General features: G+C 72.3%; 22 protein-coding genes and 1 pseudogene. 10 read left to right on the top strand and 13 right to left on the bottom strand.

Annotated elements, in window-relative coordinates; all coding sequences use genetic code 11:
- Positions 1-119: 119 nt before the first annotated feature.
- Positions 120-647, bottom strand: a complete 528-nt coding sequence (locus NITAL_RS02925) for an ATP synthase subunit c family protein (RefSeq protein ID WP_052664561.1) — start codon at positions 645-647, stop codon at positions 120-122.
- A 106-nt stretch (positions 648-753) separates the two neighbouring features.
- The gene (locus tag NITAL_RS28415) at positions 754-1674 is read right to left on the bottom strand and encodes a DUF480 domain-containing protein (protein ID WP_052664559.1); all 921 of its coding nucleotides are present in this window, start codon (positions 1672-1674) and stop codon (positions 754-756) included.
- 196 nt (positions 1675-1870) lie between these two features.
- Between NITAL_RS28415 and NITAL_RS02915 the strand changes: the two genes are divergently transcribed.
- Both NITAL_RS02915 and purM read left to right on the top strand, forming a co-directional pair.
- A complete protein-coding gene (locus NITAL_RS02915) occupies positions 1871-2053 on the top strand; it encodes a hypothetical protein (protein WP_052664558.1) in 183 nt (60 codons plus the stop codon).
- A gap of 126 nt (positions 2054-2179) precedes the next feature.
- Entirely contained in the window at positions 2180-3217 is a 1038-nt protein-coding gene (purM, locus tag NITAL_RS02910; RefSeq protein WP_052664557.1) for a phosphoribosylformylglycinamidine cyclo-ligase, read from the top strand.
- Between the two features lie 22 nt (positions 3218-3239).
- Here purM and NITAL_RS02905 read toward each other — a convergent pair whose 3' ends face one another.
- Positions 3240-4604 (bottom strand): serine hydrolase domain-containing protein, encoded by a 1365-nt coding sequence (locus tag NITAL_RS02905; RefSeq protein ID WP_052664556.1) that lies wholly within the window; start codon positions 4602-4604, stop codon positions 3240-3242.
- Between the two features lie 206 nt (positions 4605-4810).
- Here NITAL_RS02905 and NITAL_RS02900 point away from each other — a divergent pair, with 206 nt between their 5' ends.
- Positions 4811-6985 (top strand): S-layer homology domain-containing protein, encoded by a 2175-nt coding sequence (locus NITAL_RS02900; protein ID WP_169786704.1) that lies wholly within the window; start codon positions 4811-4813, stop codon positions 6983-6985.
- A gap of 71 nt (positions 6986-7056) precedes the next feature.
- On the opposite strand, the gene NITAL_RS02895 is transcribed toward NITAL_RS02900, so the two are convergent.
- Positions 7057-8127: a Glu/Leu/Phe/Val family dehydrogenase gene (locus NITAL_RS02895; RefSeq protein WP_052664554.1), complete on the bottom strand. Its 1071-nt coding sequence runs from the start codon at positions 8125-8127 to the stop codon at positions 7057-7059.
- A 173-nt stretch (positions 8128-8300) separates the two neighbouring features.
- Between NITAL_RS02895 and NITAL_RS02890 the strand changes: the two genes are divergently transcribed.
- Entirely contained in the window at positions 8301-9104 is an 804-nt protein-coding gene (locus NITAL_RS02890) for a DUF8083 family protein (protein WP_211262165.1), read from the top strand.
- Between the two features lie 20 nt (positions 9105-9124).
- On the opposite strand, the gene NITAL_RS02885 is transcribed toward NITAL_RS02890, so the two are convergent.
- The 4 genes from NITAL_RS02885 to NITAL_RS02870 all read right to left on the bottom strand — a co-directional run bounded on the left by NITAL_RS02885 (position 9125) and on the right by NITAL_RS02870 (position 13607).
- On the bottom strand, positions 9125-11623 hold the full coding sequence (locus NITAL_RS02885) for a S8 family serine peptidase (RefSeq protein WP_052664552.1): 2499 nt from the start codon (positions 11621-11623) through the stop codon (positions 9125-9127).
- A 33-nt stretch (positions 11624-11656) separates the two neighbouring features.
- A complete protein-coding gene (locus NITAL_RS02880) occupies positions 11657-12640 on the bottom strand; it encodes a pyridoxal-phosphate dependent enzyme (protein WP_211262164.1) in 984 nt (327 codons plus the stop codon).
- Between the two features lie 29 nt (positions 12641-12669).
- Positions 12670-13164, bottom strand: coding sequence for a hypothetical protein (locus tag NITAL_RS02875; RefSeq protein WP_052664551.1), 495 nt, complete (start codon positions 13162-13164; stop codon positions 12670-12672).
- 74 nt (positions 13165-13238) lie between these two features.
- Complete coding sequence (locus NITAL_RS02870; RefSeq protein WP_052664550.1) at positions 13239-13607, bottom strand: hypothetical protein; 369 nt, start codon at positions 13605-13607, stop codon at positions 13239-13241.
- Positions 13608-13847: 240 nt separating this feature from the next.
- Between NITAL_RS02870 and aceE the strand changes: the two genes are divergently transcribed.
- The 4 genes and pseudogenes from aceE to NITAL_RS29340 all read left to right on the top strand — a co-directional run.
- On the top strand, positions 13848-16622 hold the full coding sequence (gene aceE / locus NITAL_RS02865; protein ID WP_052664549.1) for a pyruvate dehydrogenase (acetyl-transferring), homodimeric type: 2775 nt from the start codon (positions 13848-13850) through the stop codon (positions 16620-16622).
- Positions 16623-16663: 41 nt separating this feature from the next.
- Positions 16664-17818 carry a PAS domain-containing sensor histidine kinase gene (locus NITAL_RS02860; protein WP_052664548.1) on the top strand — a complete coding sequence of 385 codons (1155 nt, stop codon included), beginning with the start codon at positions 16664-16666 and terminating at the stop codon, positions 17816-17818.
- A 54-nt stretch (positions 17819-17872) separates the two neighbouring features.
- Positions 17873-18310, top strand: a complete 438-nt coding sequence (locus NITAL_RS02855) for an OsmC family peroxiredoxin (protein ID WP_083441161.1) — start codon at positions 17873-17875, stop codon at positions 18308-18310.
- Between the two features lie 382 nt (positions 18311-18692).
- Positions 18693-18878, top strand: a pseudogene (locus NITAL_RS29340) (helix-turn-helix domain-containing protein); the annotation flags it as partial.
- Between the two features lie 195 nt (positions 18879-19073).
- Here NITAL_RS29340 and NITAL_RS02850 read toward each other — a convergent pair.
- Positions 19074-20141 carry an alpha-hydroxy acid oxidase gene (locus NITAL_RS02850; RefSeq protein WP_052664547.1) on the bottom strand — a complete coding sequence of 356 codons (1068 nt, stop codon included), beginning with the start codon at positions 20139-20141 and terminating at the stop codon, positions 19074-19076.
- 16 nt (positions 20142-20157) lie between these two features.
- Positions 20158-21267 carry a polysaccharide deacetylase family protein gene (locus tag NITAL_RS02845; protein ID WP_052664546.1) on the bottom strand — a complete coding sequence of 370 codons (1110 nt, stop codon included), beginning with the start codon at positions 21265-21267 and terminating at the stop codon, positions 20158-20160.
- A 110-nt stretch (positions 21268-21377) separates the two neighbouring features.
- Between NITAL_RS02845 and NITAL_RS02840 the strand changes: the two genes are divergently transcribed.
- Positions 21378-22997, top strand: a complete 1620-nt coding sequence (locus NITAL_RS02840; RefSeq protein WP_052664545.1) for a putative glycoside hydrolase — start codon at positions 21378-21380, stop codon at positions 22995-22997.
- Between the two features lie 129 nt (positions 22998-23126).
- A complete protein-coding gene (locus NITAL_RS02835; RefSeq protein WP_083441160.1) occupies positions 23127-23789 on the top strand; it encodes a thymidine kinase in 663 nt (220 codons plus the stop codon).
- Positions 23790-23793: 4 nt separating this feature from the next.
- Here NITAL_RS02835 and NITAL_RS26155 read toward each other — a convergent pair whose 3' ends face one another.
- The 3 genes from NITAL_RS26155 to NITAL_RS02825 all read right to left on the bottom strand — a co-directional run bounded on the left by NITAL_RS26155 (position 23794) and on the right by NITAL_RS02825 (position 25866).
- Positions 23794-24255, bottom strand: a complete 462-nt coding sequence (locus tag NITAL_RS26155) for a thioredoxin family protein (protein WP_083441159.1) — start codon at positions 24253-24255, stop codon at positions 23794-23796.
- Positions 24252-24746 (bottom strand): DUF4395 domain-containing protein, encoded by a 495-nt coding sequence (locus NITAL_RS02830; protein WP_211262163.1) that lies wholly within the window; start codon positions 24744-24746, stop codon positions 24252-24254. The genes NITAL_RS26155 and NITAL_RS02830 overlap by 4 nt, the downstream gene beginning before the upstream one ends.
- A 127-nt stretch (positions 24747-24873) precedes the next feature.
- The gene (locus NITAL_RS02825) at positions 24874-25866 is read right to left on the bottom strand and encodes a helix-turn-helix domain-containing protein (protein WP_052664544.1); all 993 of its coding nucleotides are present in this window, start codon (positions 25864-25866) and stop codon (positions 24874-24876) included.
- Positions 25867-26194: the final 328 nt, after the last annotated feature.

Here is a 26194-nt window from a genome sequence, read left to right as displayed (position 1 = left end):
CCGCCTCGGCTCATCGATGAGTTCTGGACTCAACGTTCACCGTACGGGCGCGGCCGAGGATCGTGAGGGCCGGAGGTCCCGATGACGTGGGTCGCCTGCCCGTGGTGTCCGCGCGACGGTCAGGAGGGGGGCGGCGCCCCGGACTCGTCGTCGGGCGACGCGTACAGGGCTGCGCGCAGCGAGTGCGGGCAGCCCCTGGCCTGCAGCTCACGGTCCACCGCCGCGAGGCGGCTCCGCGTCGGGATGAACAGGCTGAAGGCGATGGCCGACGTGACCAGGCCCACGTAGTAGGGCCACGCCGCCGAGATGGTGAACGCCGCCACGAACCCGAGGAGGGCGGCCATCTCGGCGAACGCCACACCGATGAAGAACGTGACCCGGTACTGGGCCGCGAGCGCCCCGGGTTCGCCGCACGCGAGGGGCCGGCGCCGTGCGACCCCGGCCCCGGCCAGCGACATCAGACCACCGACGGCGAGCAGCGCCCAAGCGACGGACCCATCGGTCGTCTCCGTCCCGTCGCGGAAGGTGAAGTGGACGACCACGCCGAGACCCACGATCGCGAGCCAGAACATGATCAGCAGCTGCCGGAGGACCATGACCATGGGCTGCCCCGCTGCGCCCCCGACCGCGAGCGGAGGCACCAGCATCGCCAGGATCCTGCGGCCGCTCGGCCAGCCCGGGTCGTCCTGCGCCGTGTGCGTCCCTGACGCCGTGGTCCTCCCCCGTCGCGATCGACCGCAGGATAGGCCCCGGTCAGGGCGCGGTGCCGCTGTTCTCGAGCAGCGCCTGCATCCGCTGGGCGAGGGCGGTCAGCCCCGACAGCGGGCGGATCATGACCGTGAAGTCGGTGATCAGCCCGTCGTCATCGAAGCGCAGCAGGTCGATCCCCTGCAGCTCACGGTCCCCGACGCGGGCCTCGAAGACCAGCACCGCTCGATCACCCTCGTCGAGGACGTCGGTGTAGCGGAAGTCCTCGAAGACCTTCGCGACGGCACGCAGGATCGTCGCGGTCGCCAGGCGTCCCTCGTAGGGCTGGTGCACCGCGGGGGAGCGGAAGGTCACGTCCCGAGCCAGCTGGTCGACGGCGGTGTTCCAGTCGCCGGCCAGGACCGCGTCGTGGAACCTGCGGTAGCGGCCCGACGAGCTGGCGCTCGGCGCCGAGGCCGTGGCGGTGCTCTCCGCCGCGGGCCCGAGCAGGTGGGCCCACCGTGCCTCGCGGCGGCCCGGCTCCCGTGGCCGCAGCTCGACCAGGGTGCCGAACCGGTGCGCGGCGAGCGAGCCGAGGATCGCTTCGACCAACTCCACCGAGCCGAAGGTGTGCATGCGGCCGGACCGTGACCGCAGCTCACCGGCCGTCTGTGGGCCACGCAGCAGCAGGAGCGCGAGCACGGTCTGCTGCGCCTCGTCGAGGTCGAGCTGGTCGCCGAGGCGGTGGGCGGTTTTCGGCACCCGTGACCCACGGGCGTACTCGGTCTTGACCAGCTGGTGCTGCTTGAGCGCGTCGATGCCGGCGCGGACGTCCTCCTCGCTGAAGTTGACGACCGGATCGCGACCGGTGGTCTGGTTGCACGCCGTCCTCAGGGCGTTGAGCGACAGCGGGTACTGGTCCGGGGTCGCCAACGCCTTCTCCACGAGGCACCCGAGCACCCGTTGACCCTGTGCGGAGATCTGCACGCTCACCCTCCATCGCGACGTGGTCGACGCGCAACCGTAGGCGGACGAGGTACCTCGTCGCCGTCGCGCTAGCGTCTCCCGCTCGACGGGATGGGAGGGTCAGGTGACAGGGCTCGAGGTTCGGACGGCGTGGCTCGGTCCGCGCCGCCGCTCGTGGCGAGTCGTGGTCGGGCCCCCTGACGGTCCAGCGCGGGCCGTGGCGGACGTCCGTGGCCGGCGGGCGGCGCGCCAGCTGTGCGGCCTGTGGGCGCACCAGCTCGGGGCTGGCACGGACGTCGCTGGGCTACGGGTCCCGCCGGCTCTCACCGGGCGGCTGCGACCGGACCTGCTCGATCCCGAGGGGTTCGGCGAGGTCGGCCCCGACGAGCTCGCAGGCTGAACTGGCGATCCGTGCCGACGAACGCCGCTCGGCCTGGATGGGCGAGCGCGTCCGTGGCCCGGTGCTGCTGACCGGCTCCGGAGGTGCGAGGATGCGGGCCCGCCGTCCCCGCCCGCGAGGTCCTCGGTGTCCGACGCGAACGAACCCGTCTCCTACGCCGACGCCGGTGTGGACCTCGCCGCCGCGGATCGGTCCGTCGAGTTGCTCTCCGACGTGGTGAAGCGGGCATCGCGCCCGGAGGTCCTCGGGGGCATCGGGGGCTTCGGCGGTCTGTTCCAGCTCGACGTCGCCCGGTACCGCGAGCCGGTGTTGGTCTCGGGGACCGACGGCGTCGGCACGAAGGTCGATCTGGCCCGTCGGCTCGGGGTGCTCGACACCGTCGGCATCGACCTGGTCGCGATGGTGGTCGACGACCTCGTGGTGCCCGGAGCCGAGCCGCTGTTCTTCAACGACTACGTCTCGGTGGGCAAGCTCGACCCCGACCGGGTCGCCGACCTCGTGCGCGGGATCGCCGATGGGTGCGCGATCGCTGGCTGCGCCCTCGTCGGCGGCGAGACCGCCGAGCACCCGGGCCTCCTCGCCGACGACGAGTTCGACCTGGCCGGTTTCGGGGTCGGCGTCGTGGAGAAGGATGCGATCCTCGGCCCACACCGGGTCCAGCCGGGGGACGCGGTCGTGGCGATGGCGTCCTCGGGTCTGCACAGCAACGGCTACTCGCTGGTGCGCCGCATCGTCGCCGACCGCGACCTCGCCGCGCGCCACGGGCTCGCACGTCCCCTCGGCGAGGTGCTGCTGACGCCCACGCGCATCTACGCCCTCGACGTGCTGGCGTTGATCGCCGAGGTCGAGACCCACGCCCTGTGCCACGTGACCGGCGGCGGCCTGCCCGGCAACCTGCCGAGGGTGCTGCCGGACGGCCTCGGCGTCACGGTCGACACCGCCACGTGGGCCTGGCCCGAGGTCTTCAGCTGGCTCGCCGAGGCGGGGCCCGTCGCCACCGACGAGATGTGGCGCACCTTCAACTGCGGGGTCGGCATGGTCGCGATCGTGCCCGACGACCGTGCCGCCGACGCGGTGGCGTTGCTGCAGGGGCGGGGCGTCGACGCCTGGACGGTCGGCGCGGTCACCGACCGATCCGGCGTCGAGCTCACCGGCGGCCCCTGACGGCCGCCACCTCGGCAGGCGGTCAGCTCGTCGCGTCGATGATGCCGGCGAGGAGCGGTTCGAGGCCCCACTCGACGCCCGAGAAGCTGCCGCTGAAGCCGAGCCTGACCACGACCAGCCCCTCGGACGGGATCACCACCACCTGCTGGCCTTCGTTGCCGGAGGCCCAGTAGGCGTCCGCCGGGACGGACGGCATCCGCAGCTGGCCGCCGGGCCCTGCGTTCAGCCACCACTGGGCGCCGTACGGGGTGCCGGGGTCGGCGATCTCGACCGGCGTCGTGGAGTACTCGACCCAGCCGGACGGCAGCAGCTGCGCGCCGTCCCACTCTCCGTCCTGCAGGAACCACTGCCCGAACCGCGCCCAGTCGCGGGCCGTGGCGTACGGGAAGGAGCTGCAGATCAGGCCGCCGCTGGCGTCCGGCTCGATGGTCGCCGTGGTCATGCCGAGGGGGGCGAACACCAGCTCGTGGGCGAGGTCGGTGCCGAGGCCCGACGCGTCCTGGGCGAGATCGCAGAGGATGTTGGTCGTCCCCGACGAGTACGACCAGTGCTCGCCGGGCTGGGCGACCAGTGGCTGATCCGCGGCGTAGGCGCCGGTGTCCCCCGGGCGGAACAGCATGCGCGTCGCGTCGGTGTCGGGTTCGTACACCTCGTCGAACGCCAACCCAGGCGTCATGCGCAGCAGTTGGTCGAGGGTGATGTCCGCGCGTTCCTCGCCGTCCCACTCCTCGAGCAGGTCGCGGTCGTCGAGGTCGAGCCGGCCGTCGCCGACGAGCCGGCCGACGATGGCGTTGGCGATCGACTTGCCCATCGACCAGCCGTGCAGCGGCGTGTCGGCGGCGAACCCGTCGCCGTACCGCTCAGCGATCAGGGCGCCGTCACGGACGACGACCACCGCTCGGCTGTTGCGTAGGCGGCCCTCGGGGTCGTCCTCGGCGAACGCGGTGGCGATGGCCGCGTCGAGCGCTGCGCCGTCGACGTCGTCCGGCAGGTCGGCCGGACCGTCGCCCGCTGGCCACGGTGTCCCGGGATCGGGCGGCGACACCTCCGTGGTCGGGGCGGAGAACGACGGACGGTCGTCGGAGAGGGTGCAGCCGAGCCCTGGGGTCGCGTAGGCCGTCGACGTCCACACGCCGAGCAGGCTGGTGCGGACCGTGCGCTCCGAGGGGTTCACCGACATGCGCAGCAGCGGCACCAGCGGGTTGGGGGGCAGGTCGCCGAGCCCGTCGTCGACGGTGCGTCCGCTGACGAAGTGGGCCGAGCACACCGTCTTGGCCGCGTAGCCGGTCGCGATCGGCGCGATCGGCCGCAGGTACCAGGCCGCGCCGCCGAGCAGGGCGGCGAGCAGCACCACGAGGCTGAGCAGGACCATGCGACCACGCGACACGGGGGGCTCCAGGGGCAGGCGGGGACGTCCGACCGGCCCCCGGAGAGGTCGTTCGTCCCGCGAGGCGAGGTGTGTTCATCACGGAGCGTACGGACGCGACCACGCCGGTGAGCGCGGAGCGCCGAAGTCGTCTCGACGTCGAACGACCGGTGTCTAGTGTCGTGTCGCCACTGGCGGGAGGCCGGTCGGACGAGGGAGCGCGAACCGTGATCATCCACAGACGCTGGCGAGGGCGCCATCGGTTGGGTCGCCGCAGCCGGACGGTGGCGTTGCTGGCAGCCTCCGCCCTGGTGGTGTCGACAGCTGGTGCTGCGGCCACCCCGACGTTCGATGACGTCGACCACGAGAACTCACCCCACGGCGAGGCGATCTCCGAGCTGGCGCAGCGCCGGATCCTGCTCGGCAAGGGGGACGGGACCTTCGATCCGAGCGGGACGTTGACACGCGCGCAGCTCGCCTCGGTCGTGGCTCGCGCTGCTGGCTTGTCACCGAGCGGTGAGCGCCCGTTCGACGACGTCGACGGTGGGCCGCACGCGGGCAACATCGCCGCGGCCGCCGCAGCCGGGCTCGTGAAGGGCTACCCCGATGGCAGCTTCCGCCCGGGCCAGGCGATCACCCGCGACCAGATCGCGGCACTGCTCGCCCGGTGGCTGGACGCGCCGCCGGTCGACGAGGATGCGTTCTCGGACCTCGATGCGACCATCCACGCCGACGCCATCAACGCGCTCGCAGCGATCGGTGTCGCCCGTGGTTCGACGGACGGCACCTTCCGGCCACGTGCCTCCCTGCGTCGCGACCAAGCGGCCTCGTTCGTCTTCCGCGCCGTGCAGTGGCGTGAGGACCGCCGTCAGGAACCGCACCCGTGGGACGAGGCCGGTGAGGACGTGCTCGACACCGAGCGACCCGACGGTCCCATCGACGGCGTCGAGTTCCACGGCACGATCAGCGTCGCCGGCACGTCGGCCGTCAACCCGGTGCGCTACGCGGACGGGGAGGCGCTCGTGACCACCGGTCGCTTCGGGATGCGGATCTACGACATCCGCGACCGGTACGAGCCGAAGCTGATCGGCACCCTCGACAAGGCCGAGCTCGCGCTGCCGGGCGACGACCCGAGCAACAACTACCACACGGCCGAGTCGCTCAACATCGACAAGGAGCGCATGCTCGCGTTCCTGTCCCGCGACCCACGGGCCTTCTCCAACCAGCAGGAGACCGGGATCAGCGGGTTCTACATCATCGACATCGCCGATCCGACCGACCCGCAGCCGCTGCGCTTCCACGAGGTCGGCGCCGGGCACACCTCGACCTGCGTCAACGGGTGCGACTTCATCTGGAGCGGTGGGCCGTCACGCGCCGCGACCGACCCCGCCGACTGGATCGCCCGGCCCATCCTGGTGACCGACGTCCGTGACCCGCAGAACCCGCGGACCTACGACGAGCCGGTCGACACCGGCCGCTACCGCGGCATCACCGACTACGCCCACGACGTCCAGGTCGACCAGCAGGGCGTGGCGTGGGTCTCCGGACGCGGCGGGGTCCGGGGGTACCGGACCGAGGGCATCCACTTCGACCCGACCGAGGACCGGTACCGCACCGCCACCGCCTACGACCCAGTGCCCTTCGCCGGCGGTGAGGTCGGCGAGTACAACGAGCCGGCCGATCCCCGCCGGCTGCTGGGCGCCATCCACAACTCCGAGCGCCCGGTCGACGGCGAGTTCGGGGACTCGGCCTGGACCGACTCCGAGCGGCCACGGCGCCCAGGCGCCAGCGACGGTGCCGCCACGGGCGGGGACCACGCGCCGGGCGAACTCCTGTACGTCACCGACGAGAACTTCAGCGCGCCGTGCTCGGAATCGGGCAAGTTCTACATCGTCTCCCTGGAAGGTGCCGACGAGGGCCAGGCGTGGCGCAGCGCCGAGGAGTACGCGGCAGGAGCGGAACCGTTCGCCCTCACCGAGGTGTCCCGCTGGAGCGTGTACGACCAGGAGGGCACGGGCGGCAACACCGATGTGGCCTGCTCGGCGCACTACTTCAACATGCAGGACGGCGTCGTCGCCGGTGGGTGGTACGCGCAGGGCTTCCGGTTCCTCGACGTCACCGATCCGGCCACACCCATCCAGATCGCCTACTTCCGCCCGGAGGGTGGCAGCGGGTGGAGCACCCACTGGATCGGCGAGGTCATCTACGCCAACGACTCGGTCCACGGGATCCACATCCTGACCCTGGACGGCGCCGCCGCGGAGCGGGTGGAGACCCGCACCGAGGTGCTCGCGCCGCAGATGACCAGCGCCGAGCTCGGCGCAGCGCGGCGATCGGCTGCTCGGTTCACCGCCGACCCGGTCTTCGGCTGGTCGTGCGCGCTGCCGGTCGGTACGGCCTGAACAGCACGACGGCGGCCCCGACCACGTCAGGTCGGGGCCGCGGCACGCCGGTGCGGGGTGCCGACCCGGCCTCAGGTCGGGAGGTGGAAACCTCGCAGACCGCCGACCGACGCGATGCGGCGCTCGGCCACCCGCTCGGCGGCGACCTCGGTGCTGACGCCCTCGTCACGCGCCACGCGCAGCAGCTGCGTCAGCGTGGCGGGGATGGCCTGCGCCCGCCTGGCGACACGTGCCGGGTCGTGACCGCCCGGCAGCAGCTCGTCGGCGACCTGGATGACGCCACCTGCGTTGACCACGAAGTCCGGGCAGTACAGCACCCCGGCGTCGTCGAGACGATCGGCGTCCTCGTCGGTGGCGAGCTGGTTGTTGGCGCCGCCGCACACGATCGGTGCCTGCAGCTTCGGTACCGAGTCCGCGGTCAGCACCGCGCCGAGCGCGTTGGGCGACACCACGTCGGCATCGGTGAACAGCACGTCGTCGACGGAGGTGACGTCCACACCGGGCAGGTCAGCCACGCGATCGATGGCCGCCTCGGCGATGTCGGCGACGGTCAGCTTGGCGCCCTGCTCGGCGAGGGAGCGCACCAGCCGGCCGCCGACCTTGCCGAGGCCCTGCACCGCCACGTGCCGGCCCGCCAGGTCCTCGCTGCCGAAGTGGAAGGCGCAGGCGGCCTTCATGGCCAGCTCCACCCCGAGCGCGGTGGTGACCCCGGAATCACCCGAGCCGCCGTGCATCGGGTCGGCGCCGGTGGCCCAGGGGGTCTCGCGTTTGATCGTGGCCATGTCGTCGGGGGTCGTGCCGATGTCGCAGGCGGTGACGTACCGCCCGCCGAGCGAGGCGATGACGCGGCCGTAGGCCCGCAGCAGCGCCTCGGAGCGTTCCGTGGCGGGGTCGCCGACGATCACGGCCTTGCCGCCGCCGTGGTCGATCCCGGCGCACGCGTTCTTGAGGGTCATCGCGCGCGAGAGGCGCAGGACGTCCTCGAGGGCCTCCTCCTCGGAGGCGTAGGGCCGCCACCGCGTGCCGCCCAGCGCAGGTCCGAGGCGGGTCGAGTGGATCGCCACGATGCAGGTCAGGCCGCGTTCCTCGTCGCGGGCGAACACCACCTGCTCGTGACCGTCGAAGCGTGCGAAGGGTCCCACCGGTCTCGCTCCTCCCGCCGCCCGGTCCGGGCGGCGTGCCGTCGTCGTCGCCGACGGGTCACGTCGGCGCTGCTCCCAGGCGAGGTGCGGCCCGTGGGTCGCACGGGTCCGTCCTCGTCTTGCCAAGGCTAGGCCCACGACGGCGTACGGGACGGCTACGTTCGGTCGCGATGGTGCCCACCGCGCAGCTGAAGGTGTTCGTCCCGCTGGCGTCGTTCCCGCCTCGGGAGCGTGCCCGCTGGGCCGCGTACGTCGAGGCCGGTGAAGGGTTGACCCGAGGCCAGGTGGCCGAGGTCGAGTGGCGCGACGCCTCGGCCCGGCTCGTCGGCGGACGGACGCCGCTCGGCCCCGATGCCGCGCTCGTGCGCCGGGCAGGGTCGCGCACCCTGGTCTGCCCCCTGCAGCTGGAGCTGCGGGCGGCGTTCGCCCTGGCGGCCTTCCGGCGCAGCATCCCGGACGTGGTGGTGGACCAGTTCGTCCCCGACACGCAGGCGCGTGACCTGCTCGCCGAGGCCGCGGCGTCCGGCGAGGTGCCGCACATCCTGGACGAGCCCTGGGCCGTCCCCCTGCACTGGTTCGTGGCCTTCGCCCCCGACGAGCGTCGGGTGCAGGATCCCCCGGAGGGTGCCGGCCCGCGCGTCCGGTACCTGACGACCGTCGGGCAGGCGGTCGTCCGCCTCGAGCACGCGATCGAGGTCGTCGAGGGGACGGTCGAGGACGCCGACGAGGTGCTCCTCGCCCTGGCCGAGCTGACCGCGTGGCTCGACGGGTTCGTGGACGAGGCGGTCGTCGAGCTCGACGAGGGCGGGGTCGGTCAGCTGCGCTCGCCGGAGGAACGGCGGGCGGATCGCACGTGCGCCGAGCTGCACGAGGCGATCGACGCGCTCGCGGCGGGTGACCTGCTCGCCGCTGCGGCGACCTTCGGGGCGGTCCGGGCTCGCTGGTCAGCCCAACGCAGCCGTGATCACGCGAGCTGACCTGCGTCACATGATCCGGATCAGCTGGCGAGCCCGCGTCGCAGGAACGCGGCCATCTGCTGACGGCTGACGTCGGCCCCGGGGCAGAACCGGTCGCCGCCGCACCCGAGCGTGATCCCGGCGGTGGCGAGCCGGTCGATGTCGCGCTCGGCTGCCGATCCGCGGGCGACGTCGGAGAACCGGATGCCGCTGGTGGCGGTGAGGTCGAGCCCACGGGTGAGGAAGGCGGCCATCTGCTGGCGGGTGACGTTGTCGCCCGGGCAGAAGCGGTCGCCGCCGCAGCCGAGCGTGATCCCGGCGGTGGCGAGCTTGTCGATGTCGGTGGCGAAGATCGAGTCGCGGGGGACGTCGGAGAACCGGATGCCACTGGTCTCGGTCAGGCCGAGCCCGCGGCTGAGGAAGGCGGCCATCTGCTGACGGGTCACGTGGGCCCCGGGGCAGAAGCGGTCGCCGCCGCAGCCGCGGGTGATCTCGGCGGTGGCCAGCCAGGCGATGTCGGTGCGGAAGGGCGACCGGGGATCGACGTCGCTGAACGGGCCCGACGGGGTGACGTAGCGGTCGATCGCGGGTGACGACCCAGAGCTGTTGCGTGCGCGGACCTGCAGCAGGTAGCGCTGGTCGAGCTTCAGGCCGGTGACGAGGAAGCTGCGGCCCGTGGTCGTGGCGATGCGGGTGCCGTCTCGGAACACGTCGTACCGGTCGACGGTGCCGTTGGCGCGGGGCCAGGCGAGGCGGAGGTCGCTGCCCTCGAGGTCGAAGGTGAGCGTGGTGTCCGCCGGCCACGACGGCTTGGCCAGGGGAGCCGGGGCCGCCTTCGGGGTCGCCGACACGGTGTTGGACAGGGCGGAGAGCTGCTTGTCGACCGAGCGTGCGACCACGCAGTACCGGTAGGTGGTGCCCGCGGTCACGGTGGTGTCCGTGAAGGTGCGCTTGGTCCCGCGGTACACGCGTGGCGCCGCGGTCGAGCAGGTCGAACCGGTGGTCCGGTGCAGGTCGTAGCCCGCGATCCCCGAGGCGTGGGTCGATGCCGTCCAGGCGAGGTCGACCTTCTCGACCCCGGCCGTGCCGGACAGCACCGGGGTGGTCAGGGCGACGGCGGTCGCTGCGCTCACGATCCCCGAACCGCAGTGGTAGGGCGCCGTCGGGTCGCTGGAACACTCGTGCTCCGCACCGCGGGGCGTGGATTCGGGGAACGGGGTGGCGGTGGCCAGGAGCAGGTCGGTCAGCTGCGCGGGGCTCAGGGTCGGGGCGAGGGACAGCGCGAGCGCGGCGACGCCGGCCACGTGGGGGGCGGCCATGCTGGTGCCCTGCTTGAAGTCGTAGTTCATCGTGCCCGGGGTGGTCGTCCCCGTGTTGCTCAGGGACAGGATGACCCCCCAGCCGTCCCCTTCCTTGCTGTCGCCGCCGGGGGCGGCGATGTCGACCACCGGCCCGTAGTTGGAGTAGAAGGCTCGGTCACCGAGCCGACTGGTCGAGGCCACCGTCACCACCTTGGCGCAGTTGGCGGGTGCGACGTCCTTGGCGTCCCTGTTCTCGTTGCCGGCTGCGACCACGACCAGGCTGCCGGCCGCTGTGGCGTCGTCGATCGCCGACTGGAGCTCGGTGTAGCAGGAGGCGGTTCCGCCGAGGCTGAGGTTGAGCACGTCCGCGGGCGTGGGGTTGGTCGGCACCCCTGTCACCGGCAGACCGGCGGCCCACCGGATACCGGCGATGATGTCGCCCATGGTCCCGCCGCACTGACCGAGCACGCGGACGGGCTGGATACGGGCCCGCTGGTCGACGCCGGCCACACCGATGCCGTTGTCCGTCGTCGCGCCGATGGTGCCGGCCACGTGGGTGCCATGCCAGGAACTGTCGCTCTCGAAGGGGGGCTCCTCGCACCAGTCGCCGGGGTCGCTGGCATCGCTGTCACCGTCGACGAAGTCGTAGCCGGGTACGAGTCGGTCGACGATGTCCGGGTGGGCGAGTACGCCGGTGTCGAGCACAGCCACGACGACGTCGCTCGAGCCGATGGTCGTGTTCCACGCGATCTCGGCGCTCACGCCGCGGACGGCGCTGTCCTTCCAGCGGTCGTGCAGGCTCCACTGGTACTGCGCGTAGTACTGGTCGTCCGGGGCCGCCGCGATCGACATGCGCACGTTGGGCGTGGCCGAGACCACCAGGCCTTCGCGCTCGAGCCGCTCAGCGGCGCGCTGCGCGTCGGCCAGGCCGACCGGTCCGTCGAGGTCCAGGGTGCGTGCGTTCCCCCCGAGGTGGGCGCCGGCTGAGGCCGTCCGCCCGGTCAGCTGTGCCAGACGTTCACGGGCCCGCTCGGGGCCGCGGCCGGGGCGCAGCTCCACGATCAGACCGTCGACGTGATCGGTCGTCGCCGCTCGCGGAGGAGCGGTGACCTCCCGCGGCGCCACCGGTGTCGTCCCGGTGTCGGCAGCTGCGGCCGTGGCCACCGGGGCCGTGAGCCCGATCGCGAGCAGTAGCGCCAGCGCCGCCCGGCCGTGCCCACGAGTGGACGTGGACGGCATGCGGGCAGGGGACATCGACGATCCGAGGGTCGGTCACCCTCTTCTCGGCCGATCGGCCTGGGCGGTTGAGCCCTCGGCCCCCGACGTGCGCAGCGCGTCCGCCAGGAGCGCTGGTGCAACGTTGCCGCCGGACAGCACCACCCCGACGCGTCGTCCTCGGACGTCGATGGTCCCGTCGAGGAGCGCGGCGAGCGCCGCGGCGCCGGACGGCTCGACCACCTGCTTCATCCGCGTGGCGACCCACGCCACCGTGTCCAGCGCCGCCGCGTCCTCGACGCCCACGACCCGGACCCCGTGGTGGGAGAGCACCGCGAGCGGGATGGCGCCGATGTACGCGGTCTGCTGCCCGTCGAGCACCGTCCTCGGCACCGGGACCTCGACGACCTCACCACGGGCGAGCGCGTCACGTGCTGCGTGTCGACCGGCAGGCTCGACGCCGACGACCTCGAGGTCCGGCACCAGGCCACGGGCGGCAGCGGTGCAGCCGGCCAACAGACCTCCGCCGCCGATGGGCGCGACCAGCAGGTCGAGGTCCGGGACGGCCTCGAGCAGCTCCAGGGCTGCGGTGCCCTGGCCCGCGACGATGTCGGGGTGATCGAAGGGGGGGATCACCGTCGCGCCGCGTTCCTCGGCGATCCGCTGCCCGATGGCACGACGGTCCTCGGTGAAGCGGTCGTAGGTGACGACCTCGGCGCCGTAGCCGCGGGTCGCGTCGAGCTTGACCGGCGGTGCGTCCTGAGGCATCACGATCGTCGCCGGTACCTGCTGGATCCGGCACGTCAGGGCGACCGCCTGGGCGTGGTTGCCCGACGAGAACGCGACCACGCCGCGGGCCCGGGTCGCGGTATCGAGAGCGGCCACGGCGTTGGTCGCTCCGCGGAACTTGAAGGCCCCGACGCGCTGGAGGTGCTCGGCCTTCAAGAAGAGCGCGGCGCCCGTCCGATCATCGAGCTGCCCGGAGGTCAGCACGGGGGTCCGGTGCGCGACGCCGGCGATCCGTCGGGCGGCGCGGTGCACGTCGTCGAGGGTGACCGGGACGGGTCCGCTCAGGGTCGGCCTGCGATCTGGTCGCGCAGGTCGTCGGCGAAGGCACGGCTGACCAGCGAGGTGAGCGTCCGCAACCGGTGACGTCGCTCCTGGTCGTCCCCGGCGGCGACCCACGCCCGGGCTTCCTCGGCGAGGAACCCCTCGGCGAGCGTGACCACGTCCGGTCGGTCGACGTACCGGGCGAGGTCCTTCAGGTCGCTGTAGGACCGCAGGCGGTCCTCGACGTCGGCGTCCTCGGCCCGGTAGGCATCCACGAGCAGCGTCGGGGCGTCCGGGTCCTCGTCGAGGCACAGCTGGGCGGCGTGCATCGCCATGTTGAGCTGACGCTCGTGGTGCGCGGCGCGGGCGAAGGCCGCGAGACGCGCAGCCCGCTGTGGGCCGGGCTCCTCCTTCTCGAACCCCTTGAACTCCTTGCGGAGGTCGCGCACCCGCTGATCGGGGGTGACGGGCTTGTATCGGGCTCGGGCCAACGCGTCGGCCTTCCGGTCGGGCACGACGTCGAGGGTAGTGGCTCGACGTGGCCCACCGGGTCGCGGCGGCGGTGCCGCCCGCGTCCGCTGGATCGTGCTCACTTGCGCGGGTCGCACATCGCCTTCGTGCCGTCACGGAGGTTGGCGGCAGCCGTACGGAACTCCTCGTCGAGCGCCGAGCGATCACCGGCCTCGGCGGCCTCGCGCAGCCGCTGCGCCACCAGTTCCGCGTCGGCTCGCATCTCGTCGGGCACCTGGGTGAGGACCTCCTCGGCGGCGGCCTGCGCCTCGGCCGGCGACGAGCCGCCGTCGACGGCCGTGACGGCACGCGTGACCGCCAGGCAGAACTGCACCCGGTCGGTGGTGTCGTCCGCCTGCCCACGGAGCTCGGAGATCTGATCGTTCACGCCGGAGCACGCGCTCGCAAGCACCGCGAGCGCGACCACGAGGAACCGGGAGGTGGACACGAGCGGAACGTACCGTGCGAGGTCGTTCCAGGGTGGCTGTACGGGGTCGTCCTCGCGGCGGACACCGCTGTCCGCGGGCCGCGGGTCGTGCGGCGCCCACCCGCCCGAACGGTTAGCGTCGGTCGCCCTCGCGGTGCGGTACCCCGGTCGTGAGGAGTCGGTCCCGTCCGGCGCGTGACCCGCGTCCGCAGGACCGCGAGCGCCACCCCCTCCGAGCCCCTCCTCCGATCGAGGCCTCCCGTGGCAGAGCAGCGAGACCAGCAGCGGTACGCGACCGGTGACCGTCCCATCATCACCGACGGCCTACCGGCCCAGTACCCCGACGTCGACGAGGTCGAGACCCGTGAGTGGCTGGAGTCCTTCGACGCGGTCGTCGACGAGCACGGGCAGGCGCGTGGTCGCTTCCTGCTGCTGAAGGTCCTCGAGCAGGCACGGCGGCGCAACATCGGGATCCCCTCGCTGACGACGACCGACTACATCAACACCATCCCGCCGGAGCGCGAACCGGACTTCCCCGGTGATCACGACCTGGAACGCCGGATCCGCCGCTACATCCGGTGGAACGCCGCCGTCATGGTCCACCGCACCAACGTCGAGCGGGGTACCGGGGGCCACATCGGGTCGTACGCGTCGGCGGCCGCGCAGTACGAGGTCGGCTTCAACCACTTCTTCCGCGGCAAGGACCACCCGGGTGGCGGCGACCAGGTCTTCTTCCAGGGGCACGCCTCGCCCGGGGTGTACGCCCGGGCCTTCCTCGAGGGCCGCTTCGGCGAGGACCGGCTCGACCGGTTCCGTCAGGAGGTCGAACCGGGTGGGCTGTCGAGCTACCCGCATCCGCGGCTGATGCCCGACTTCTGGGAGTTCCCGACCGTCTCGATGGGGCTCGGGCCTCTCAACGCGATCTACCAGGCGCGCTTCAACCGGTACCTGCACGCCCGGGGGATCAAGGACACCTCGGACCAGCGGGTGTGGTTCTTCGGCGGTGATGGTGAGACGGCCGAGCCCGAGTCCCTCGGCGCCCTCGCGGTCGCCTCGCGCGAGGGTCTGGACAACCTCACGTTCGTCATCAACTGCAACCTGCAGCAGCTCGACGGTCCGGTGCGCGGCAACGGCAAGATCATCCAGGAGCTCGAGGGGGTCTTCCGCGGGGCGGGCTGGAACGTGGTGAAGGTGGTCTGGGGCCGCCAGTGGGACGACCTGCTCGCACGGGACGTCGACGGTGCCCTGATCGCGCGGATGAACGAGATCCCCGACGGCCAGATGCAGACCTACACCACCAAGGGGGCCGCCTACGTCCGCGAGCACTTCTTCGGTGCGGACCCGAAGCTGGCCGACCTCGCCTCCTCGATCACCAACGAGGACATCGACAAGCTGACGCGCGGCGGGCACGACTACAACAAGCTCTACGCCGCCTACCGCGCCGCGACCGAGGCGCACGGGGCGCCGACCGTGATCCTCGCCCAGACGGTCAAGGGCTGGACGCTGGGGCCGGACTTCGAGGCCCGCAACGCCGTCCACCAGATGAAGAAGCTGTCGTCCGCCGCGCTCAAGACCTTCCGCGACCGGCTGTCCCTCGACGTCTCCGACGAGGAGCTCGAGAGCGACCTGCCGCCCTACGCCCATCCGGGTGAGGACTCCGACGAGGTGCGCTACATCCGCGAGCGTCGCCAGGAGCTCGGCGGCAGCGTCCCGGAACGGCGGACGGTCTTCACCGCACCGAAGCTGCCGGCGAAGAAGGCCTACGACGCGCTCAAGAAGGGTTCGGGCAACCAGGAGGTCGCCACCACCATGGCGATGGTCCGGCTGTTCAAGGACCTGCTCCGCGAGAAGGACGGCATCGGCCCGCGGATCGTGCCGATCATCCCCGACGAGGCCCGCACCTTCGGGATGGACTCGTGGTTCCCGACGGCCAAGATCTACGACCGGCACGGGCAGACCTACGAGCCGGTCGACCAGGACCTGCTGCTGACCTACAAGCAGGCCACCGACGGCCAGATCATCCACGAGGGCATCACCGAGGCTGGGTCGGTGGGCACGTTCGCCGCAGCGGGCACCAGCTACGCCACCCACGGCGAGCCCATGATCCCGCTCTACGTCTTCTACTCGATGTTCGGGTTCCAGCGGACCGCTGACTCGATCTGGAGCGCGTCGGACCAGCGGGCGCGCGGCTTCCTCATGGGAGCGACCGCTGGCGGCACCACCCTCAACGGCGAGGGGTTGCAGCACCAGGACCGGCACTCGCTGCTCATGGCCCAGTCGAACCCCGCCATCGAGGCCTACGACCCCTCCTTCGCCTACGAACTGTCGGTCCTCGTCGAGGACGGGCTGCGGCGGATGTACTCCGACGAGGTGGTCGAGGGTGGCGAGGACGTCATCTACTACCTGACCATCTACAACGAGCCGGTGGTCCAGCCCGCGATGCCTGACCACGTCACCGACGAGATGGTGATCGACGGGCTGTACCGCTTCGCCGAGGGTCAGGAGGGCACCCACGAGGCGCACATCATGTCCTCGGGGACGATCATGACCCAGGCGCTCGCCGCCCAGACCCTGCTGGCCGAGGACTGGGACGTGCGGGCCGACGTGTGGTCGGCGCCCGGGTGGAACCGGCTGCTGCGTGACGGGTTCGCCGTCGAGTCGTGGAACCGCACCAACCCCGACACCGAGCCGAAGGTCCCCCTGGTCACCCGCATCCTCGAGGGGACGTCGGGGCCGTACGTCGCGGTGTCCGACTGGATGCGGGCCACCCCCTTCCAGATCGCCGACTGGATCCCCGGTCCGTACGCGGTCCTCGGCACCGACGGGTACGGGCGATCGGACACCCGTGACGCGCTGCGTCGCTTCCACCGGATCGACGCCACCGCCATCGCGTACTGCGTGCTGGCCGAGCTGGTGAAGGCCGGGACGTTGGAGGAGAAGGTGCTGACCGAGGCGATCGAGCGCTACGACCTCGACTTCGAGCGCATCCCGTTCTTCGGTCAGCCCGCACCTGGCGAGCACGACGTGACCCGCTGACCGGCCGCGCCGACGCTGACCGCCACGAGAGGGAGGGCGAGATGGCTCCGCCTCTGCCCGACGGCGAGGCCAGCCAACGGCGCGATCGGCTCGAGCACGAACTGAAGCGGACGGCGGACAGCTTCCGCGCCCTCGCCGAGGGCAGCGAGCTCGGCATGTACCGCTTCTCGTTCCTGCCCCACCTGAAGGTCGACTACGTCAACCCGTACCTCGAGGAGCTGATCGGCGTCAGCTTCGTCGAGCTCGCAACCGACCCGAGACCGCTGTGGGAACGTCTCGATCCGGCGACCCGCGATGGCCTCGACGCGGCACGCCGAGGTGCCGACGTGTCGTGGCCGCTCGAGGGGCGGTGGCGTCACCCGGACGGGCGTGAGCTCGAGCTGCAGTTCCGCGAGGCGCCGCTCCGCGACGTCGATGGCCGCCTCGAAGCGGTCTTCGGGATGGTGCGTGACGTCACCGACCAGCTGCGTCAGGAGCGGGCGCTGGCGTCGGCCCTCGAGCTCGAGCGGGCCGCGGCCGATCGCCTCCGTCGGGTCGACGAGCTGCGCAAGGTGTTCCTGCGGGCGGTCTCCCACGAGCTGCGGACGCCGCTCACCGCCCTGCTCGGGTTCTCCGCGACCCTCTACGATCGGGCGGATGGGTTGCCTCCGGACCGCATCGCCGCCCTGGCCGAGCGCATCCACCACCAGTCCCGCAAGATGGAGCGCCTGCTCGACGACCTGCTCGACGTGGACCGGCTCTCGCGCGGGGTGCTGGCCCTCGACCGCATCCCCACCGACCTCGGGGAGCTGGTCCAGCGTGTCGCCGCCGAACACGGCGGCGACGGGCTCCAGGTGCGTGCTCCATCGGTCACTGCTGCGGTCGACCCGCCCAAGGTCGAGCGCATCGTGGTCAACCTGCTGGTCAACGCCCGGCGGCACGCTGGCCCGGCCGCGGCGGTCAGCGTGACGCTGGAGCCGGGCGACCCAGTCCGGCTGGTGGTCGAGGACGATGGCCCTGGTGTCCCGGCCGACCAGCGCCGCACCGTGTTCGAGCCCTTCGCGCAGGGGGCGACCGCCGAGGGTGCGGCCTCGCCGGGGACCGGCATCGGGTTGACCCTGGTGGCGGCGTTCGCCGAGCTCCACCGTGGCCGTGCGTCGGTGGAGGACAGCGACCTCGGTGGGGCACGGTTCGTCGTCGAGCTACCCCGTGGTTGACCGACACACCTCCGGCGCGGAACCGCCGAGCCGGCGATCAACAAGGAGCAACGCGTGACCACCAGCACCTCGAACGCCACCTGGAACGGTGACCTGAAGTCCGGCAGCGGACGCATGGTCGTCGGCGATGCCCGCTACGAGGGGGCGTACACGTTCGCGAGCCGGTTCGAAGGCAGCGGCGACGCCACCAACCCCGAGGAGCTCATCGCTGCCGCCCACGCCGGCTGCTTCTCGATGGCGCTGTCGAACATCCTCGCTTCCGACGGGCACACCCCTGACGAGGTGCGCACCGAGGCCGTGGTGACCCTCGGCAAGGTCGACGACCAGGCGGCCGTCACCGAGATCGCGCTGTCGACGGTGGGCAAGGTGCCCGGCATCGACGAGGCCACGTTCGCCGAGTACGCGCAGAAGGCCAAGGACGGCTGCCCGATCAGCAAGCTGCTGGCGGGCGGCACGGCCGAGATCACCCTCCAGGTCGCCTTCGAGTCCTGAGCGCAACGATCGACGCGGCCCGCACCGGTCGGTGTGGGCCCGCGTCGGTCGGTGCCATACGTCCGGCTCAGGCAGGGGTGAACTCAGCAGCGGGTGTTCCTAGGAGGCCCCAGCGAGGTGTGCACAGCGGGCGTGTTGGCCAGGTCGCGGCAGCGGGGGCTGACGAGCTCAGCGGGTGACGAGGCGCACATCGAGGTGCTGTGCTGGTTCAGGAGGTGTGTCCGGAAACGTGTTCAGGACCTGTGTCCGCTGTAGCACCCATGATCGTCCTCGAGGTGGAGGGCGGGATGGGAGCTCTAGGAGCTATGAGCGAGGCAGAACGTCGTCTTGAGGTGTTGCAGTCGATCCGGACGTTGGGGATCACCCGGCAGGAGGCTGCGGCGTGTGCAGGGTCGATGTGCGCACGGTGCCCCGGTGGATGCGCCGCTATGACCCTGAGGGGCTGGCGGGGCTGGTCGATCGCCCGTCACGTCCGATCGTGAGCCCGTCGCGGCTGGCCGATCCGATCGAGCGGCGGATCGTGATGTCGTTGCGTGAGCGGTTCCTGGCTTCTGGGCGCCAGCAACTGTCGCCGACGCTGGCGAAGCACCCAGTGCCCGTGGCAGTTCCTGGCCGCCAGAAGCCAGGAACTGCCGTGGAGTCCGCCTCCGCGGAGCGCTGCAGCACCGGCCGGAACCGCCGTCCCTGCACGATGCCCGTCGTGGCTGAGATGACCCCGGACCGCCGGCCTGTCGGGCCTCTCCAACGACAACCGCTGCCGGGCTCAGGCAGGGGTGACGAGGTCGCGGGGCACCTCGCGGACGTCCGGGACGCCCGCCAGGGCCGCCGCGTGCGCGAGGTCGTCGGTCAGACCCGTGAGCACCTCCCGGACGCCCGCCGCCCCACCGGTGGCCAGACCCCACAGAGCAGGCCTGGCGACGAAGACCCCGCGTGCTCCGAGCGCGAGGGCCGTCAGGACGTCGACACCGCGGCGTACACCGCCATCGACGACGATCTCGGCGTCATCGCCCACGGCGTCCGCGACCTCGCCGAGCGCGGTCGCGGTCGGGACGGCCCGGTCGAGCTGGCGGCCGCCGTGGTTGGACACCCAGATCCCCGCGGCGCCGGCGTCGACGCCACGTCGGGCGTCGTCACCGCGCAGGACGCCCTTGAGCACGATCGGGACGGCGCCGGCCCGTGCACGCAGCCAGCCGACGTCGTCGAACGTCAAGCCGCGGTCGTGCTCGGCGAACAGCGCGGCCAGCCCCGACCCGCGTCCGATGTCGCCCCCCGTCGACGCGTCGAGGGGCACGTTCGCCATCCGCATCCCGTCGCGCAGGGCGAAGCCGTTGCGTTCGTCGCGCCAGCGCCGGCCGAGCATCGGCGTGTCCACGGTCAGGATGATGGCGCGGTACCCGGCGGTCACGGCCCGCTCGACCAGTTCACCGGCGTACCCGCGGTCGGTGAACACGTACAGCTGGAACCATCGTGGAGCGTCCGGTGCTGCGGCCGCCACGTCCTCGAGCGAGACGGTCGCCAGCGTGGAGACGGTCATCAGCGCGCCGGCAGCGGCGCATCCGCGTGCCGTCGCCGCCTCACCCTCCGGGTGTGCGAGCTGCTGGTAGGCCGCGGGCGCGACGCCGACGGGGGTGGTGACGGGCGAGCCGAGCAGCGAGGTCGCGGTCGTGACGTCGGCCACGTTCCGCAGCACGTGCGGTCGCAGGCGCCACCGCTCCCACGCGGTGACGTTCTCGCGGAGGGTGGTCTCGGTCTCGGCCCCACCGGCGTAGTAGTCGTAGGCCGACGGCTCCATCACCTCGCGGGCGGCCGCCTCGAGGGCACTCAGGTCCACGTCTCGCTCCGTCGCGTCAGTACGGCCGGGCGCGATCGACGAGGTCGGGGTGCAGCTGATCGGCCAGCGCTTCGGGGAAGCTGATGGTGTCGGAATCGCCGTCGGAGACGTAGCGCTGCTCGGGGTTGTCCTGGAACCAGGCGAGCCAGAAGCCCGAGGAGTAGTCGGGCTCGTCGCCTGGTGTCCAGTCCGGCTGTGACCGGATGCGCGGGATGGCCAGCGGATCGAACTCGGCGTCGAACGGCGCGGGTGAGGGCCCCGACCCCACGAGCAGGCCGGCCTCGTGGGTGTAGGTGATGCCGTCGTGCTCGCCCTCGGCGACCAGGGTGGGATCGTCGGGTCGGATGCCGAGCGGGTAGGACAGCGTGCGGACCTCCGCGTCGGGGATGGCCGCGGTGATGTTGGCGACGCCCTCGGCGAGCGCCCGCTGGACCCCGGAGGCGTCGAGCTGTCCGAGGTTGTCGTGGTCGGCGGTGTGGTTGCCGATCTCGTACCCGCGAGCGTGGAGCTCGGCGAGCAGCTCGCGGCCGCGCTCCTCGGAGCTGCCGAACAACGAGCGGAGGACGTAGAACGAGCCGGCGGGTTCGAAGCCATCGAGCTCCTCGGCCAGCTCCTCCATGATCGCGACCGCGGTGTCGGGGACGACCTCACCGTCCTCGGTGAGGCCGAACTGTTCCCGCGTGGAGTCGTCGAAGGTGAGCACAACCGGGGTCGTGCCGGCGGGGACGTCGATGTGGCCGCTGACGAGCTCCGCGGTCGTGATGGGCACGTACCCCTCCTCGTGCAGGCGGCGCAGCTCGTCGCGGAACTCCTCGGGGGTGTTGTCGTAGTCGCCGCCGCCGTCGGGCAGGATCCGGTGGTACATCAGCACCGGGATCCGGCCGAGCTCGTTCGCACCGACCTCGGCCGGGTCGACCGCCGGCTCGGGTTCCTCGGTCGGTTCCGGCTCGTCGGGTTCGGTCACCTCGTCCGGTTCGTCTTGACCGTTCGCCGGTCCGGTCGCCTCGGGGGACGCGGTCGTCGGTGCGTCGTCGTTGCCGTTGCAGGCCCCGAGGAGGGCGAGAACGGCCAGAACAGCCAGGAAGGGGCGTCCACGGGCGATCGTCGGGGACGTCCGGAGGGTCACGGTGTGCTCGTCGAGTCGGAGGGGACCGACGCTACGGTCGGCCCGCCGAACGTGCCGCCGCGGGGACCCGCCCGTTCGCCCCGGAAGCGACGGCCAGAGGAGACCGCTACGTGCCGACCGTGCCCACGACCGCCACCCGTGTCCGACCGCGCGCCCTCGCGCGCGCCGCCCTGGTGGTGGGAGGGCTTGCGGCCGTCCTCATCGCCTGCGCGTCGGACACCGAGCTGGCCTTCGACGGGCCGGCCGACGGCGAGGTCCTGAACGCCGAGCGGATCGGCGAGGCAGCCATCGTGGTCCGCGTCGTCGACGACGAGACCACCGCCCGGTTCGACGAGGCCACGGTCGAACACGATGGTGAGGACGTCACCGACGCCGCCGTGATCGCTGACGACGAGCTGCGCTTCCCGCTCAGGGACCTCGAGGAAGGCGAGCACGAGATCGCCGTCGCGGTGCCGCGCGCCGGCTCGGAGACGTTCGCCTTCGCGGTGGACACGACGCCACCGGAGCTGGAGCTGACCGAGCCGGAGGACACCGTCGTGTTCGGCGACGACGAGGTCACCGTCGCCGGCCGTACCGAGGCGGACGCCACCCTCACGGTGGACGGTGCCGAGGTGGCGGTCGGCGCCGACGGCGCGTTCAGCCACACGCTGCAGGACCTGCCCGATGGACCGATCGTGCTGACGGCGACCGATCCCCACGGCAACGCCGCCGAGGAGGAGCTCGAGCTGCGGCGGCTGGCGTCACGGGTCGAGTCGGGCGAGGACGTCCGTGCCGTCCACGTCACCCCGCACGCCTGGGCGACGCCGAGCTTCCGGGAGCGCATCCTCGGGATGATCGATGACGGGTTGATCAACAGCATCCAGCTCGACCTCAAGGACGAGTCCGGCCGGATCGGGTACGACAGCCAGGTCCCGCTCGCGCGCGAGATCGGAGCCGTGGAGGCGGTCTACGACCTCGAGGACGCCGTGGCCGAGCTGCACGGCAGGGACATCCACATCGTGGGTCGCATCGTCGCCTTCCGTGACCGCGTCCTGGCCGAGCACGCCTGGGACGAGGGCATACGCGACATGGTGATCCAGACCCCCGACGGTGAGCCGTACGCCGGCTACGGCGGCTTCACCAGCTTCGCCAGCGACGAGGTCCTCGAGTACAACCTGGCCATCGCCGAGGAAGCCGCGGCCGCCGGGATCGATTCGATCCTGTGGGACTACATCCGCCGTCCCGACGGGCCGGCCGAGAACCTCGTCATCCCGGGCCTGGACCCGGACGCGGGGGATCGGACCATGGAGCAGGCGGTCGTCGACTTCACCGAGCTCGCGGCCGAGCGGCTGGCGCCGTACCGGGTCGAGCACGGTGTCTCGGTGTACGGGATCGCCGCGACGCGGGCGAGCCAGATCGCCCAGGACGTCGGAGGGATGGCCGAGTTCGTCGACTACGTGGCGCCGATGCTCTACCCCTCCCACTGGGGTCCGGGTGAGTACGACGTGGCGGATCCCAACCGGCAGCCCTACGACATCATCTTCCGCTCGCTCGAGGCCTTCCTGGACATCGTGGAGGGCACCGACACCCGCATCGTGCCCTGGCTCGAGGACACCTCCTACCGCGCCTACGACCGGCCGACCCACGTGCGTGAGCAGATCCGGGCCGCCCTGGACCGGGGCATCGACGAGTGGCTGATGTGGGACCCGGTGGTCCGGTACACCCTCGAGGCGTACGAGCCCCGGGACTGACCGGACAGGGCCCGTCGAGGTTCCTCGGCCGCTGGCCGCCGGTGCGGTAGGAAGGGCTCCTTCCCCGGAGCACCCCTGACCCGCGTCCCGACCCCCCTCGCCGGGGGCCCCCGAGGAGGATCGCCGCGCGTGGCCGACCTGACCTTCTTCTACGGCACCATGAACTGCGGCAAGTCGACCCTCGCGCTGCAGATCCACCACAACGCGGCGATGGCAGGCAAGCACTGCCTGTTGTTCACCAAGCTCGACCGGCAGGGCGGGGTCATCTCGTCACGGATCGGACTCGCCCAGCCGGCGGAGCTCGTGACCGACGAGCTCGACCTGCGGGCCTACGTCGGCGATCACATCGCGGCGGGCAACCCGGTCGACGTGCTGATCTGCGACGAGGCGCAGTTCTACTCGACCAAGCAGGTCGGTCAGCTCGGCCGCATCGTCGACGAGCTCGAGGTCGAGGTGCACGCCTTCGGGCTGCTGACCGACTTCACCTCCCGGCTGTTCCCCGGGTCCCAGCGGCTGCTCGAGCTCGCCGACCGCCGCCAGGAGCTCCAGGTCGAGGCGCGCTGCTGGTGCGGCGAGCGGGGCAACTTCAACGCCCGCACCGTCGACGGCGAGATCCAGCGGGCCGGCGAGCAGGTGGTGGTCGGCGACCTCGACGAGTCGACCGTCGCCTACGAGGTGTTGTGCCGCCGCCACTTCCGCGAGGGCACCACCCGGGTCGGCGCGGACCTGCCGGCTGCCACCGTCGGGGTGCCCGCCACCATCTCCGACCGCACGGCCTCCGCGACGAGGTAGCGGATCAGGCCGCGGCGCCCTCGCGCTCGAGGTCCCCGTCGCCGTCGAGCACGGCGGCGAGGTCGCCCGTGGCGGGCACGCCGCTGGTCCGGGCGAGCAGGCGTCGGTCGCCGTCGACGACCAGCAACGTGGGCACGCGCAGGACCTTGTGTGCTTCGGTGAACCCGAGGTGATCGGCGGCGTCGACCTTCACCCACCGGAAGCCGGGGCGGGACGCCGACAGCTCGGCGAGGACCCGTTCGACCGCCACGCAGGGGGCGCAGGTCGGGGACCCGAAGAGCACCGCACCGGCATCCGCGCCGGTGAGGTCGAGCCCGACGTCGGTGAGGTGGTCGACGGAGACACGGGGGGCGTCGTCGGCCACGCGGCGGACACGACCGTCGCGGCGGTTCCACCACCACCCGGCCAGGGCGACGCCGGCGAGCAGCAGGAGGACCAGGAGCAGGCGCAGGACGATCGGGGTCATCGGGCGGCTCCCTCCGCGTCCGGCGCGCGGCGGCGGGAGAGCCGCTGGCCGAACAGGTACAGCTCGCACCCGACGCAGATGCCGGTCGTCGCGAGCAGGGTGGACAGGGCCAGCACGACCGCGACCGCGATCCAGCCAGCCGTCATCGCCCCGACGGCGAACAGGACGAGCGCGGCGCTGGCGACGGCGAGGCCGCACGCCTGCGCGAACCGCGGTGGTCCCTCGTGCTCGGTGGCCGGTGGCGCGCCGAGGTCGAAGCGCCGCTTGACCCACCGGAAGACGTTGCCGTAGGGCGACCACGCCAGCCCGAACACGGTCGAGATCGCGAAGACCAGCCACTGCACGGCCACCAGCGTGACCCCGACGGGTCCTTGGACGATCAGGGCGACGGCCAGCACGACCGTGGTGATCGCGGCCCCGAAACGCGGGCCGCGGACGTCGATCAGCAGCCCGCCGTCGGCGTCGTACGCCAGGTCGGCTCGTCGGGCCATCGTCGGTCTCCTCGTGGGCGGTCGGGTCGGGGGTCGGTGCGGGGTCGGGGGTCGGTGCGGGGTCGGGGGTCGGTGCGGGTCGGGGGTCGGTGCGGGTGGGGGGACGGGTCGTCGTTCCACCTGTCGGTCAGCGGCCGGTGGCCTTGCGCAGCAGCACGCGGACGGCGGGCTTGCCGCGGACGTCACGGACGCGCGCGACGTCGACGATCTGGTGCCCGGCGCGGTCCGCCCAGCGGGCGAACGCGGCCGGCGCGCCCTGGCCGTCGGTGAGGATCTCGAGGTGGTCGCCAGGGCGGAGCGGGACGATGGCACGCATCGTGGCGACCACACCGCGCTGGTAGGGCTCGCCGCGGACGTCGACGCTGGTGGTCGGTGACGGCTGCGCACCGAGGCCGGCCTCGTCGAGTTCGACGGTGACGCGACCGCCGCGCGCGGTGACGGTCGTCGGGGCACCCGCCGCGGCGAGGGCGCCACGCAGGAAGCCGGTCGCGAGCGCGTCGCCGACCTCGCCGTCGACCTCGCCGACGAGCCGCAGGCCCACCTCGAGTCCCTCGATGACGGCGGTGTCGTCCTCGACGCTGGCGAGGCGGACCTCGGGGAAGGCGCTGCGGAGCGCCTCGACGGCGATGACGGCGGCGGCGTGGAAGTCCCGGGTGTCGGCGCGGCCGGCGCTGGCCGCGACGAGCCTGCGGCCCTGGTCCTCGGCGAGCAGCGCGAGCTTGTGGCGGTGCTCGGTCAGGCCGGCGATGAGCTGGACGATGGTGTGGACCGCGAGCTGGCTGCCGGGTGGGACCTGCAGGTCACGGCCGTCGACGGCCTGCTCACGGGCGACGTAGACCTTCGCGGGGCGTCCACCGCCAGGGTGCTTGCGTGTGCCGGTGACCACGAGGCCGGCGTCGGCCAGGGTGTCGAGGTGGGTGCGGGCGACGTTCGGGTGCAGCCCGAACATCTCGGCGACCTCACGTGCCGTCGCGGGCCGTCCCTCGGTGCGTAGGCGGCGGTAGATGCCGGCGCGGGTGGGGACCGCGAGCGCGCGCGCGACCGCCTCGTCGTCCGCCGCGGGGCGGGCGTCGAGGTCCGGGGCGATGGTCGCCGCGCTCACGTCCTTGCGCTCCTTCACGCGGGCTCCTCGATCGGTCGGTCGGCGACCGTGGCTGGGTCTCGACGGAGCCCGTGGCTCGTACGGGAACGCCGATGGTCCGGTGGTGACGTCCCGGACCGGTGTCGACTGTAGGGAGAACGGTGCGAACTGTGCGAACGGGGTGGGCCGCAGGGAGCGCGCACGGCAGGCCGGGAGAGCGCGCACGGCAGGCCGCACGGCCACACTGAGGGGACGCTGCGTACGCCTGACCTAACGGTGAGCGACACCCGGTCCTCGGAGGGCGGGACCTCTGTCCCGAACCCGCGTTCTCCGCTACGCAGCGCGACGTCGGCTACGTATCGTGACG

This window comes from Nitriliruptor alkaliphilus DSM 45188, assembly GCF_000969705.1.
GTDB classification, from domain to species: domain Bacteria; phylum Actinomycetota; class Nitriliruptoria; order Nitriliruptorales; family Nitriliruptoraceae; genus Nitriliruptor; species Nitriliruptor alkaliphilus.
This window is presented reverse-complemented; position numbering and strand designations above follow the sequence as displayed.